Source organism: Kitasatospora phosalacinea, from assembly GCF_030268885.1.
Taxonomy (GTDB): domain Bacteria; phylum Actinomycetota; class Actinomycetes; order Streptomycetales; family Streptomycetaceae; genus Kitasatospora; species Kitasatospora phosalacinea_C.
On sequence record NZ_BSSA01000014.1, the window covers coordinates 123,244 to 136,547 of the forward strand.

11 protein-coding genes are annotated in these 13,304 nt (G+C 75.1%); 7 read left to right on the plus strand and 4 right to left on the minus strand.

The genetic code is table 11. The features are described 5' to 3' along the window. The first annotated feature begins 36 nt into the window (after nt 1-36). From QSK52_RS21130 to QSK52_RS21160, 7 genes are read left to right on the plus strand one after another with little or no spacing between them, the layout of a single operon-like run. Nucleotides 37-1,695, plus strand: coding sequence for a class I adenylate-forming enzyme family protein (locus QSK52_RS21130; protein WP_285737675.1), 1,659 nt, complete (start codon nt 37-39; stop codon nt 1,693-1,695). Then, nucleotides 1,692-3,008 (plus strand): beta-ketoacyl-[acyl-carrier-protein] synthase family protein, encoded by a 1,317-nt coding sequence (locus QSK52_RS21135; RefSeq protein ID WP_285737676.1) that lies wholly within the window; start codon nt 1,692-1,694, stop codon nt 3,006-3,008. Before QSK52_RS21130 ends, QSK52_RS21135 begins: the two co-directional genes overlap by 4 nt. Further along, nucleotides 3,005-4,033 carry a 4-hydroxyphenylpyruvate dioxygenase gene (gene hppD, locus QSK52_RS21140; protein ID WP_285737677.1) on the plus strand — a complete coding sequence of 343 codons (1,029 nt, stop codon included), beginning with the start codon at nt 3,005-3,007 and terminating at the stop codon, nt 4,031-4,033. Before QSK52_RS21135 ends, hppD begins: the two co-directional genes overlap by 4 nt. A 42-nt stretch (nt 4,034-4,075) precedes the next feature. Continuing rightward, a complete protein-coding gene (locus QSK52_RS21145) occupies nt 4,076-4,990 on the plus strand; it encodes a phytanoyl-CoA dioxygenase family protein (RefSeq protein ID WP_285737678.1) in 915 nt (304 codons plus the stop codon). After that, nucleotides 4,987-6,039, plus strand: coding sequence for a thiamine pyrophosphate-dependent dehydrogenase E1 component subunit alpha (locus QSK52_RS21150; RefSeq protein ID WP_285737679.1), 1,053 nt, complete (start codon nt 4,987-4,989; stop codon nt 6,037-6,039). The genes QSK52_RS21145 and QSK52_RS21150 overlap by 4 nt, the downstream gene beginning before the upstream one ends. Then, nucleotides 6,036-7,028: an alpha-ketoacid dehydrogenase subunit beta gene (locus tag QSK52_RS21155; protein ID WP_285737680.1), complete on the plus strand. Its 993-nt coding sequence runs from the start codon at nt 6,036-6,038 to the stop codon at nt 7,026-7,028. The genes QSK52_RS21150 and QSK52_RS21155 overlap by 4 nt, the downstream gene beginning before the upstream one ends. 59 nt (nt 7,029-7,087) lie before the next feature. Continuing rightward, entirely contained in the window at nt 7,088-8,371 is a 1,284-nt protein-coding gene (locus QSK52_RS21160; protein WP_285737756.1) for a type III PLP-dependent enzyme, read from the plus strand. Here the strand turns inward: QSK52_RS21160 and QSK52_RS21165 are convergent. The 4 genes from QSK52_RS21165 to QSK52_RS21180 form a co-directional block, all read right to left on the minus strand. Continuing rightward, nucleotides 8,296-9,063, minus strand: coding sequence for a class I SAM-dependent methyltransferase (locus QSK52_RS21165; protein WP_285737681.1), 768 nt, complete (start codon nt 9,061-9,063; stop codon nt 8,296-8,298). The two genes, QSK52_RS21160 and QSK52_RS21165, sit on opposite strands and share 76 nt — an antisense overlap. Beyond that, on the minus strand, nt 9,060-10,121 hold the full coding sequence (locus QSK52_RS21170; RefSeq protein WP_285737682.1) for an aminotransferase class I/II-fold pyridoxal phosphate-dependent enzyme: 1,062 nt from the start codon (nt 10,119-10,121) through the stop codon (nt 9,060-9,062). The genes QSK52_RS21165 and QSK52_RS21170 overlap by 4 nt, the downstream gene beginning before the upstream one ends. Continuing rightward, nucleotides 10,118-11,707: a radical SAM protein gene (locus QSK52_RS21175; RefSeq protein WP_285737683.1), complete on the minus strand. Its 1,590-nt coding sequence runs from the start codon at nt 11,705-11,707 to the stop codon at nt 10,118-10,120. The genes QSK52_RS21170 and QSK52_RS21175 overlap by 4 nt, the downstream gene beginning before the upstream one ends. A 91-nt stretch (nt 11,708-11,798) precedes the next feature. Beyond that, nucleotides 11,799-13,289 carry a hydrolase gene (locus QSK52_RS21180; protein WP_285737684.1) on the minus strand — a complete coding sequence of 497 codons (1,491 nt, stop codon included), beginning with the start codon at nt 13,287-13,289 and terminating at the stop codon, nt 11,799-11,801. Between the last annotated feature and the right edge of the window lie 15 nt (nt 13,290-13,304).

Below are 13,304 nucleotides of genomic sequence, written 5' to 3' on the forward strand. Positions count from 1 at the left end.
ACGGCCAGCGCCGTGGTCCATGGGAGGACCCACACCGTGAGCACCCGCAGTATTCGCAGCCTCCTGGCGAGCGACCCGGACGTCGGCGCCGGGAACGTGCTGACCAGCAGGATCGCCCTGGGCACCGGCCTCGACGACCCGCTGCTGAGCTTCGACACCGCGGTGGACGGCCGCGCCGCCGGGGAGCCGCTCACCCTGCGCGGGGCCGACCGCGCCGTCCGCGCCCGGGCCGCCGCGCTGCACGCCCTCGGGGTCGGCCGACGGGACGTGGTGGTGGTGTACGCCTCCGCCGCCGCCGACCAGGTGCTGTCCTTCCTGGCGCTGGCCCGGCTCGGCGCGATCCCGGCGCTGCTCAACCCGGGGGTGGAGGGCGAGCGCGCGGCCCGCTACGTCGCCCGCCTGGGCGCCGTCGGCATCCTCACCGACCCCGCGCACCGGGCCGAACTGGCCGGGCACGACCCGGCGGCGCCCGTCCTCGCCGACGCCGCCGAACTCGCCGACGGCGACCCGGAGTCGGCGCCCGCCCCGTACCGGCACCACCCGGACGACCCGGTGGCGATCACCCACTCCTCCGGCACCACGGGGATGCCCAAGGCCGTGGTGCACTCGCACGCCAGCCTGTACGCGGCGATCCGGCACCGCGCCGCGCTGCCCCGTCCGCAGGGCATCGACCGGGTGCTGAGCGCGCTGCCCGCCGCGCACGCCGCGACGCTGATCGCGCTCAACCTGGCGCTCAGCTTCCACTCCCGGCTGCACCTGATCTCGCAGCAGACCGGCCCGGCGGTGCTGGAGGCGATCGAGCGCTGGCAGCCGCAGAGCGTGTTCGGCTTCGCCACCACCTGGGCCGACCTGGCCCGGCAGGACCTCTCGGCCCGCGACCTGTCCTCGGTCGGCCTGTGGTGGAACACCGGCGACTGCGCGCACGAGGCGCACATCCGCCGCCTGATCGCGCAGGGCTCGCGGGAGACCGTCACCCGCGAGGGCCGCGGCCGCCTGCCGGGCTCGGTGTTCGTGGACGGCCTCGGCTCGACCGAGATGGGCCACTCGCACTTCCACATCACCCACGCGCCGGGCACCGAGAAGTACGGCCGCTGCGTGGGCCGCCCGCACGCCTTCGTCGACTGCGAGGTGGTCGGCCCGGACGGCGAGCCGCTCGGCCCCGGCGAGGTCGGCGAACTCGCCACCGCCTCACCGACGTTGGCGCCAGGCTACTGGAACGACTCGGTCACCACCTACCGCACCCGGCTGCGCGGCCGCTTCCTCACCGGCGACCTGATGTACCGCGACGAGGACGGCTACTACTACCACGTCGACCGGCTGGTCGACTCGGTCGACCTCGGCGGCGGCCGACGGCTGTACACCGCGATGTCCGAGGAGCGGGTGCTGGCCGACGTCCCCGGCGTGCAGGACTGCACGGTCGTCGCGGTCGAGGACGGCGGGCGGGTGGTCACCGACGTGCTGCTGCTCCTCGCGGACGGCGCCGACCGGGCCGCGGACCGCACCGCGGAGGTGCTGGCCGCGCTCGACGGGCCCACCGCCGCGACCGTCCGCTCGGTGCTGGTGGTCGACGAGGCGGACATCCCGCTCGGCCCGACCGGCAAGGTCCGCAAGGTGCTGCTGCGCGAGCGCCACCTCGCCGCGGCGGCCCCTGCCGAGGCCCTTCCGGCAGGCGCCCTTCCGACGGGCGCCCGGTGACCCGGGCCGGACGGCCGGGCGCCGTCGTCACCGGCATCGGGATGGTCACCTCGCTGGGCCGCGAGCCCGGGGAGGTGTTCGCGGCGCTGGCCTCCGGGCGCAGCGGCATCACCGCCGTGCCGGAGGACCACGTCGCGCACGGCTGGCTGCCCGCCGCCGGGATCGCCCCGCACGTCGACGGCCGGGAGGTGCTGCCGCCGACCGAGACCCGCTGCGTGGACCGCTTCGTGCTGCTGGCGATGGCCGCCGCGGACGCCGCGCTGGCCGACGCCGCGCTGGTGGTCGGCCGCGACGTCGACGCCCGGCGCACCGCCGTGGTGCTGGGCACCGGTGGCGGCGGCCTGGAGACGTACGAGCAGCAGGCGGGCCGCCGCCGGGAGCGCGGCCGTCCCGGTGTCAGCCCGTACCTGCTGCCCGGGATGCTCTCCAACATGGCGACCGCCCGGATCGCGATCAAGCACGGCGTCCGCGGCTTCAGCACCGCGATCGTCACGGCCTGCGCGGCCGGCGCCCAGGCGGTGGCCGAAGGGCTGCGGCTGGTCCGGGCCGGTGACGCGGACGTGGTGGTGTGCGGCGGGACGGACGCCTCGCTGCACCCGACGATCGTCTCCGCCTTCGCCAACGCCCGTGCGCTGGCCCAGGGTTGGGACGACCCGACACAGGCGTCCCGGCCGTTCGACGCCCGCCGCAACGGCTTCGTGCTGGGCGACGGCAGCGCCGTCCTGGTGCTGGAGAGCGCCGAGCACGCGGCCGCCCGCGGCGCGGCCGGGTACGCCGAGCTGATCGGCTGGGGCGCCAGCACCGACGCCCACCACCCGACCATGCCGCGCCCCGACGGCGAGGGCGCCGCCGACGCGATGCGCGCCGCGATCGCCGACGCCGGGCTGGCCGCGTCCGAGATCGGCTACGTCAACGCGCACGGCACCGGCACCAGGCTCGGCGACCTGGCCGAATCGGCGGCGCTGCACGCGGTGTTCGGCGCGCACCGGCCCGCCGTCAGCTCCACCAAGGGCGCCACCGGCCACCTGCTGGGCGCGGCCGGGGCGGTGGAGGCCGCGGTGACCGCGCTGGCGGTGGCCCGCGGGCTGCTGCCGCCGACCCTCAACCTGGACGAGCCCGACCCGGCGTGCGACCTGGACCACGTCCGCGGCGCCGCCCGCCCGGCCGTGCTGCGGGCCGCGCTGAGCAACGCCTTCGCGTTCGGCGGCCACAACACCAGCCTGGTCTTCGGGCCGACGCCCACCCGTACCGCCCGGCGGGCCGCCGCGGCCCGCCCCCTCGCCCCCGACTCCCGCCACCAGGAGCCCCGTTGACCATCCGGACGATCACCCACGTCGAGTACCACTGCGCGGACGCCGCACGGAGCGCCGCCGAGTTGCAGAGCTGCTTCGGCTTCCGGCGCGACGCCGAGCAGCCGGTGTGGCGGCCCGGGGTGCAGGCCGTGCACCTGCGGCAGGGCAGCATCCGGCTGCGGCTGCACTCCAGCGGGATCGGCGACCACCCGGTGGCCCGCTACGTCGAGCGGCACGGCGAGGGGGTGGCCGTGCTGGCGCTCGGCTGCACCGACCCGCGGGCCGCGCTGGAGCGGGCCGAGCGGCACGGCGCCGAGGTGCTGGACCGGGACGGCGCGCTGATCGCGGGCTTCGGCGACACCGCGCTGCGCTTCGTCGACCTGCCGGACGACGCCCCGGTCGGCGCCCCGGTCGGCGCCCCGGTCGGCGCCCCGGAGGCCGTCGGGGGCGACCTGCTGGACGCCCTGGACCACGTCGCGATCTGCGTGCCCGCCGGGCAGTTGGCGCGGGCCGTGCTGTTCTGCGAGGCCGCGCTCGGCATGCACCGGATCTTCGGCGAGTACATCGCGGTCGGCGAGCAGGGGATGGACTCCAGCGTGGTGCAGAGCCCCTCCGGGGACGTCACCTTCACCCTGATCGAGCCGGACACCGACCGCCGGGCCGGGCAGATCGACACCTTCCTGGCCGACCACGACGGCGCGGGCGTCCAGCACCTGGCCTTCCGCACCGGCGACATCGCCACCGCCGTCCGCACCGCCCGAGCCCGCGGCGTGGAGTTCCTCACCACCCCCGGCGCCTACTACGACGCCCTGGCCGAGCGGCTCGGCGGCACCGCCATCCCGGTGGAGACGCTGCGCGAGCTGAACGTCCTGGTCGACCAGGACCACGGCGGCCAGCTGTTCCAGATCTTCGCCCGCTCCACCCACCCCCGGCGGACCTTCTTCCTGGAGGTGATCGAGCGGCAGGGCGCGGGCACCTTCGGCACCGCCAACATCAAGGCGCTGTACGAGGCCGTCGAGCGCCAGCACGCCACCGCCACCGCCTGACACCCCACCCGCCCCGCACCGATCCTCCGAGGAGGAACCCCCGTGACCACCGTGACCGAGTTCGAGCTGACCGCGGCCGAGCGCGCCCTGCTGCCCACCCCCGAGGAGGTGGCCGGCTACCGCGAGCACGGCTGGTACCTCTCCCGGAAGCTGTTCACCGACGCCGAGGTCGACGCCCTCCAGGCCGCCTCCGACGCGTACTACGCGGGCCACCGCGACCGCACCCTGGCCGTCCGGCCGCCGAACCTGGCCGCCTGGGAGCCCGCGCACGGGCCGGTGCAGCGGCACAACGACTACGTGCACCACGAGAGCGACGCGATCGGCGCGGTCCTGCGCAAGCCGCTGGTCGGCGCGGTCGCCGCGCTGCTCGCCGGGGCCGAGGAGATCCGGATCTTCCAGTCGACGCTGATCCTGAAGCCGCCGGTGCCCGAGGAGCCGTCCAACCAGGTGCCGTGGCACTTCGACAAGCACTACTGGCACACCTCGACCTCGGAGGAGATGCTGACCGCCTTCATCCCGTTCCACGACTGCGGGGTGGAGAACGGCACCATCACCATGGTCGACGGCAGCAACCGCTGGCGGGAGCTGCCCTCCGCGGAGGACGCCACCCGGCACTTCGCCCAGCGCGACCGCTCCGAACTGGAGTCGATCCTGGCCGCCAACGCCGCCCACAACGGCGCGGAGGTCCGCAAGGTGCCGGTGGTCATCCCGCGCGGGCACGTGTCCTTCCACCACTGCCGGACCTACCACGGCAGCGGCGCCAACCTGGCCGACTTCCCGCGCCGGGCGGTCTCGCTGCACCTGCAGGACGGCGCCAACGAGTACCGGCACGCCACCCGCCCGGACGGCTCCCCGGCCGCGTACAACCACGACGTGCTGGTGCGGCGCACCGCCGACGGCCGGCCCGACTACGCCGACCCCGAGATCTGCCCGGTGATCTGGCGGGGAGCCCGGTGACCCGGAACGGACCGGCCGCCCCGGACCCGACCGCCCCGGACCCGGCCGCCCCTGGCTCGACCGGCCCGGGCTCGACCGGCCTGGACACGGTCGCCGGGCGCTACCGGATGCTGCGGCTGGTCCGCGGGTTCGAGGAGCTCGCGCTCGCCCTGGTGCGCGCCGGGGAGATCACCGGCGGCATCCACCCGTACGTCGGACAGGAGGCGGTCGCGGTCGGCGTCTGCGCGGCACTGCGCCCGCAGGACCGGATCACCTCCACCCACCGGGGCCACGGCCACGTGCTCGCCAAGGGCGCGGACCCGGGGCGGCTGCTCGCCGAACTGCTGGGCCGCACCGGCGGGTTGAACCGGGGGCGGGGCGGCTCGATGCACGCCGCGGACTTCTCGCTCGGCATCCTGGGCGCCAACGGCATGGTCGGTGCGGGCGGCGCGATCGCGGTCGGCGCCGCCTGGTCGGCCCGGCAGGCCGGGGAGGACCGGGTCGCGGTCGCCTTCTTCGGCGACGGCGCGCTCAACCAGGGCGTCCTGCTGGAGTCCTTCAACCTGGCCGCGATGTGGCGGCTGCCGGTGCTGTTCGTCTGCGAGGACAACGGCTACGCCACCACGCTGCCCGCCGCCACCGCGGTGGCGGGCAGCGCCACCGGCCGGGCCGCCGCCTTCGGCATCCCCGCCGTCGAGGTGGACGGGATGGACACCGAGGCCGTCCGCGCGGCGGCCGCCGAAGCGGTCGAGCGGGCCGCCGACGGCGGCGGCCCCGGCTTCCTCAGGTGCCGCACCTACCGCTTCGAGGGGCACCACACCATGGAACGGCTGATGAAACTGCGCTACCGCACCCCCGAGGAGGTCGCCGACTGGCGCACCCGCGACCCGCTGCCGCGCGCCGCCGCGCTCCTGCCGCCCGGCCTGGCCGGGCAGTTGGACGCCTCGGTGCGGCAACAGCTGGACGCCGCCAGGGAGTTCGCCCTCGCCTCCGAACACCCTTCCCCGGAGCGGGCGTTGGAGCACCTGTACGCGGACGGGCTGCGGCCGCGGGCGGGGGCGCGGGCATGAGGCTCTCCTACACCAAGGCGCTCAACCGGGCGCTCACCGACGCCCTCGCCGCGGACCCGGCGGTCTGCGTGTTCGGCGAGGACGTCGGCGCCGGGATGGCCGGGCCCACCCTCAACCTGCTGGAGCGCTTCGGCCCCGGCCGGATCGTCGACACCCCGCTCTCCGAGCAGGGCTTCACCTCGATGGCGATCGGCGCCGCGCTGACCGGACGGCGGCCGGTGGTCGAGTTCCAGATCCCCTCGCTGCTGTTCCTGGTCTTCGAGCAACTCGTCAACCAGGCCCACAAGTTCTCGCTGATGACCGGCGGCCAGGCCGCCGTCCCGCTGACCTGCCTGGTGCCGGGTTCCGGCTCCCGGGACGGCTGGGCCGGGCAGCACTCCGACCACCCGTACGGCCTGTTCGCGCACGCCGGGGTGAAGACCGTCGTCCCGGCCACGCCCACCGACGCGTACGGGCTGCTGCGCTCGGCGATCGCCGACCCGGACCCGGTGGTGGTGTTCGCCCCGGCCGCGGCCCTGCCGGTGCGGGAGACCGTGACCTGGGAGCTGGCGCCGATCCCGTTGGGGCGGGCCCGGATCCACCGGGCGGGCAGCGACGTGACCGTGGTCGCCGTCGGCCACCTGGTGCACGACGCGCTGGCCGTCGCCGAGGAGCTGGCCCCGGAGCTCTCCGTCGAGGTGTTCGACCCGCGCACCCTGTACCCCTTCGACTGGGCGGCGCTGGCCGCCTCGCTGGAGCGCACCGGGCGCCTGGTCGTGATCGACGACTCCAACCGCAGCTGCGGCATCGGCGCCGAGGTGCTGGCCACCGCGGCCGAGGAGATGCGCCTGGTCGCCCCGCCCCGGCGGATCACCCGGCCGGACGGCGCCGTGCTGCCGTTCGCCCCCGCGCTGGACCGCGCCGTGCAACCCCACCGCGAGCAACTGCGGTCCGCCCTGCGCGCGTTCGGGCCGCTGCGGCCCCCGTACGGCGAGGGCCGGGCGCGTTGAACCAGGTCACCGAACTCCCCGCGCCCACCCCGGCGCCGCGCGCCGCCCTCAGCCCGGCGTTGCGCTCCGCCCTGGCCGCGGCCGGCGAGGACCGGATCTTCTACGACCTGGCCGGCATCGCCCGCCGCTACACCGCGCTGCGCAGCGAACTGCCGGGCGTGGCCGTCCGGTTCGCCATGAAGGCCTGCCCGGTGGACGAGGTGCTGGTCCACCTGGCCGCGCTCGGCGCCGGGTTCGACGCCGCCAGCCCGCACGAGATCGCCCAGGCGCTGCGCACCGGCGTCCCGGCCGACCGGGTGCACTACGGCAACACCGTCAAGTCGGACCGGGGCATCGCCGAGGCGTACCGCCTCGGCATCCGGGACTTCGCCACCGACAGCCTCCCGGACGTCGCCGCGATCGCCGAACACGCCCCGGGCGCACGGGTGTTCTGCCGCCTCGCGACCAGCGGCGAGGGCGCGCTGTGGGGTCTGAGCCGCAAGTTCGGCTGCTCGGCGGCGGACGCCGTCCGGGTGCTGACCGCCGCCCGGGACGCCGGGCTGACCCCGGCCGGGCTCTCGGTGCACGTCGGTTCGCAGCAGTTGACCGCCGGTGCCTGGACGGCCGCGTTCGAGCTGCTCGGCGGCGTCCTGGTCGAGCTCGACCGGCACGGCGTCCGGCTCGACCACGTCAACCTCGGCGGCGGCCTGCCCGCCCTGGGCTACGCCGACCGCCACGGCACCGCGCTCGATCCGCCGCTCGACGAGATCTTCCGGGCCGTCCGGCAGGGCGTCGACCGGCTGCGCCGGCTGCACGGCGGCGCCCTGGACTTCGTCCTGGAGCCGGGCCGCCACCTGGTCGCCGACCAGGGCGCGATCCGCACCCACGTCTACCGGCTGACCTCCCGCGAGCAGCCGGACGGCGAGCGGGAGCACTGGCTCTACCTGGGCTGCGGGAAGTTCAACGGCCTGTACGAGATGGACCAGGTGCAGTACCGGCTGGTCTTCCCGACCCACCCGGCCGCGGAGTGCGTCCCGGCCGTGGTGGCGGGCCCGACCTGCGACAGCGACGACACCTTTCCGCACGGAGCCGCCACCGGCCTGGTGCAGGTGCCCCGGGCGGTGGCCTCCGGCGACCCGGTGTGGATCCTCTCCAGCGGTGCGTACGCGGTCAGTTACCTCACCCAGGGGTTCAACGGCTTCGACCCGCTGCCGTACACCGTGCTCACGGACGGGGTCACCGACGGTTTCGCCGACGAGTTCGCCGACGGGATCGCCGACGGGACCGCTCAGTCGGCGGAGCCCGTGGCCCGGCAGAACAGGATCTGCTTGGGCGAGGCGCTGGTGAACGGGGAGGAGTCGTAGTCGCCGTAGCGGTCCACGACGTCGAGCCCGGCCAGGCGGCACAGCGCAAGCAGTTCCTCCGGGAAGAAGCAGCGCATGCTGACCTTCTTGGTGCGGACCCGCTCGCCCGCGCGCAGGTAGTCGAGGGTGAAGTGCAGCACCTGGGTGGCGGCGTCGTAGCCGGTGGCGGCGCGCACCTCCAGTGCGGTGCCGTCCAGGTCGGTGACCGACTTGTGGTGGTAGGGGGCGTCGGGCCGCCGGGTGAGCTTGGCCGGGGCGGGGTTGAACACGTCCAGCAGCAGCGTGCCGCCGGGGCGCAGCGCGGCGCGGGCCGAGGTGAGGAAGGCGAGCACGGAGTCCAGGTCGTGCAGGTGCTGCATCGCGTTGGTGGCGGAGAAGACCAGGGCGTAGCGGCGCCCGGTGCGGATGTCGCGGCAGTCCTGTTCGAGCCACTCGACGGGCAGCCCCTCGGCGGCGGAGTGGCGGCGGGCGCGGGCCAGCATGCTGGGCATCACGTCGAGGCCGGTGACGTCGACGCCCGCGCGGGCGATCGGCAGGGTGATCCGGCCGGTGCCGCAGGCGACCTCCAGGACCGGGCCGTCGGCGCGCCGGGCCTGGTCGAGGAAGAACGGGACGTCGTGGGTGCGGGTGGCGAACTCCCGGTCGTAGAAGTCGGCGTCCTCGTAGACGGCGAGGTCCTGCAGCGGTTTCATCGGTGGTTCTCCGGAACGGGGGCGGGAGCGGCGGCGGTCTCCGGGGCGGCGGCGAAGGGGGCGGCGAGGCTGGTGAGGACGGAGCCGCCCCAGGGGGTGTCGCCGAAGGCGGTGGCGGGGAGGGCGAGCAGGCCGTGGTCGGCCAGCAGGGTCTCGGCCGGGGTGTCGACCGGGAAGAAGTAGTTGCCGGGGCTGGTGCGGGCGGCGGCCGGGATCTGCGCGCGGACGGCGGCGGGCAGCGCGGCGAGGAGGCGTTCGGCGCGGGCGGCCAGCGCGGCCCCGACCTGCCGGGGGGTGTCGGCGTGCTCGGTCAGCAGCCGTTCGGCGAAGCGGAGTTGCTCCTGGCCGGGCGGGTCGGCCCGGAAGGCCCCGACCACGGTGCTGTCGGCGTCGGCCTCGGGCAGCAGGACGATGCCGAAGGTGCGGGGCTGCAGCCAGCCCTTGGTGACCGAGTGCAGCAGGACGGCGCGGCCGGTCTCCAGCAGCCGCCGGGTGCCGGGGGCGAACGGGGTGTCCAGGTCGTAGACGGTGTCGATCAGCAGGCGCCGGTGCGGGGACCGCCGCAGCCAGGCGACCAGTTCGGCGCACTCGGGATCGGTGAGGTACCGGCCGAGCGGCTTGCTGGGGTTGGCGAGCAGCAGGTACTCGGGGCGCTCGCCGTCCGGCGGGGCCTGCGGCAGGACGGGGGCGGGCAGGGTGGGGTAGCTGTCGGGGGCCGTCCCGGCGGCGCGGGCCAGCTCGAAGTAGACCGGGTAGACGTCGGCGGGCAGCCACAGCCGGGCGCCGGTCCCGTGCAGGTGGCGCAGGAGCAGTTCCAGTCCGTGCCGGACGCCGCGGCTGACCAGGGCACGGCGCGACCACTGCTCCGGCAGCCCGTAGCGGCGCAGCCAGGTGCGGGCGAGGTCGCAGCGGTACACCGTGCGGGCGCCGTCCTCGTCCGGGGGTTCGGGGCCCAGCGGGGCGAGCGCCCGGTAGAGGTTGGTCTCGGCGGCGTCCAGCAGGGACGGGTCGGCGTCGAGCCGCTGCCGCCGGAACGCCTGGAACTCGTCGAACCTCATGCCGTCGCCCCTTCCGGCGCCGGGCGGACCGCTGCCGGACGGACCGCTGCCGGACGGACCGCTGCCGGACGGACCGCTGCCGGTCGGGCCCCTCCCGGCTGGGCCCCTCCCGGCTGGGCTCCTCCCGGCTGGGCCTCTCCCGGTCGGGCCTCTTCCGTCGGCAGGACCTCCAGCGGGAGGGCACCCGCCGGGAGGATCTCGCTGGCCCGGTCCTCCAGGGAGACGTAGCAGCGGCCGTCGGCGAGGACGTTCCAGCTGCGGGCGACGCCGTGGGTGCGTTCCCAGAGCAGGCTGGGCTCGGTGTAGGCGGCGATCCGCATCGGGCGGCCGTCCCAGCTGCCGTCGAGGACCGGAGCGCCCCAGGGCAGGCGGCTCGTCTCCGCGAAGCCGTGCCGCTCGGCGAAGCCGGTGACCACGGACAGCGAGACCTGGTGGTCGCGGCTCCAGCGGTTGGCGGCGTGGTCGTGGTACAGCGACTCGGTGCTGGTGGAGACGTACAGCTCCTTGAAGCAGACCTCCTCGACGCCGTGCGCGGCGGCCCAGGAGAGGTAGGCGGCGACGCCCTCCTCGTCGGCGACGCCGCCGTGCTGGAGGACGCAGATCAGCCGCAGCCGCAGCCCGGGCCAGCGGTCGCGTCCGGCGCGCCAGGTGTCGGCGACCTCGCCGACCGGGGTGCGCAGCGCCATCAGCCGCTCGCTGGTGTCGTCGTCCTGGTGGTGCCGGGAGACGGCCAGCACGCTCAGGCCCGCGTCGGCGAGGGCGGCCAGCCGGTCGGCCCGGTCGGCGGGGGCGAGTCCGGCGAGGTTGTGCGCGTTGCTGATCAGGACGGTCTTCGGGAAGGCGGCCGCGCAGGCGGCGACCAGCCGGAGCTGCTGGTCGAAGGGGAGCAGCGTGGGCTCGCCGCCGCCGGTGATCACCGCCCGTTCGGCGCCCGCCGCGCGGCCGCGCTCCAGCCAGTCGGCGACGGTGTCCCACGGGACCCGGGCGGGCGGCTGGTCGCTGGAGATCGAGGCGGCGGAGAAGCAGAACGCGCACTTGGCCTGGCAGGCGGCGGCCACCGGGAGGACGGAGACCGAGCGCGGGCTCAGGTCGGCGTAGGCCGCCAGGTCGGGGTTGAGCCGCAGCGAGGCGGCCATCGCGTCCTCGACGGTGGTCGGGGTCAGGGTGATCCGCCCGTCCGGCTCCGCGGCGGGCTCGTGGACGGCGGTCAGCCGGATGCTGCCCCGGCGCAGTTCCGCGCCGAGGCCGGTGACCTCGTTGGGGTGCAGCGCGTCGGGGTCGACGGCGGTCTCCAGCACCAGCAGCCGGTCGCCGGGTATCGCCAGCCGTTCCAGCAGGCGTCCGGCCTTGGCGGTGCCGATGCCCAGTTCCGCGCGGGTCAGCAGGTGGAACCTGTCCGGGTAGGTGCTCTCCGGGATGCCCGCCTTGCCGTAGCTGAGCGCGTACTTGTCGAAGCCCCGGGCGAAGTTCGACAGCACGATGACGTGGAAGCGCGGCTCGGAGCGCTGCTGCCGGGAGCCCTGCTGATCGGAACGCTGCTGGTCGGAGCCCTGCCGGTCGGCGCGCTGCTGGTCGGTGCGGTTCATCGGGCCATCATGCCCCGGCCGCCCGGCCGGGGGAACGGGGTTTTCGCCGCGGGCGCGGGACGGGTCCGGCGCCCGCGGCGGTCGCCGGGCGTCAGGAGACGTTGACGTTGACGTCGTCGAGCACGAAGGAGGTCTGCTTGGTGTAGTCCTCGGTGCCGGTGAACTTCAGCGTGACGCTCTGGCCCGCGTAGGCGGCGAGGTCGAAGGTGCGCTGCTGGTAGCCCGCGGCGGCGTTGGTGTTGCTGTAGCTGGCGAGGGTGGTGCCGTTGGCGGTGACGGTGAGGGTGTCGAAGGCACTGGTGGTGGAGGCTGCGCTGTCGATGTGCAGCCAGAAGCTGAGCCTGTAGGCGGCGCAGCCCGCGGGGAGGGTGACGGTCTGGGCGAGGGTGTCGGTGGTGGCGGCGCCGTAGCCGTCGAGCCAGGCGTCGTAGCTGCCGCTGTGGGCGGGTTCGCTGCTGCTGGAGTTGATGGTGCTGGTGCCGTTGCTGTTGGTCTCGGTCCAGCCGGAGGTGGAGCCGGTCTCGAAGCCGGGGTTGGTGATCAGCTGGGCGGCGGTGCAGCCGGTGCCGCCGCCCGTCCCGCCGCCGGTGCCGGTGCCGCTGCCCTGGGCGAGCCAGGCGGTGGCGTTGAGGGCGAGGGCGGCGTCGGTGCCGGCCGGGTCGTTCCAGCCGTCGTAGAGGGTGTTGCCGGACTGGCCGGTGCCGTCGTCGATCGGGGAGGAGTCGCCCCAGATGGCGACCCGGCCGCTGCCGAAGGTGGAGGTGGCGAAGGCGGCGCCGGTGGTGCCGCTGTAGCCGGTGCGGTACAGCAGGCCCTTCACGTTCGGGTTGTCGGCGGGCTTGAGCGTGAAGGTGGTGCCGTTGCGGATGATCGAGCCGGTGACCTTGCCGAAGGGGCCGTTGAGCACCGGGTCGGTGGTGTCGGTGATCGCGCGCGGGTTGTCGGTGGTGATGTTCAGCAGGTCGACGGAGAAGCCGAACGGGTCGGTGTTGTCGACGCCGTTGCTGGTGAGCAGGTCGTTGATGACGGCCGGGGAGTCCCAGCCGTCGTTGTTGCGGTCGCTCTGGGTGTGGTCGGAGACCAGGAACAGGCCGCCGCCGTTCTTGACGAACGTCATCACGGCGGTCTTCTCGGCGGTGCTGAGCCGGATGTTGGGCTCGGGGAGCACGAACTCGTCGAAGTTGGCGAGGTCGAGCGCGCCGCCGGTGCCGTAGGTGATGGTGCTGCCCGCGGGGAGGGTCTTGAGGCTGTAGTTGCCGGTCTTCTGCAGCGCGACGCCCCAGGCGGAGATGGCGCCGGTCCAGGAGGTCTCGGTGCTGGGGTTGGCGTTCTGGGTGAGCGGGTCGGGCTGGCTGGTGGAGATGATCCAGTCCGCGTTCCCGGCGGTCTCGCCCTTGCTGTTGTCGAACAGCACCCGCTTGGGGGTGGTCACGGTGGCCACGGTGGTGGCGGTGCTGCCGGCGGCGGTGCCGGTGGTCGCCGCGGCGGCGGGGTGCGGCTGGACGGTCGCGGCCGCGGCGGCCAGCAGCAGGCCGGTCGCGGCGAGGGCGGACGGGCGGACGGCCTTCGGAGCCCTGATCATCTGTCGATCTCCTCG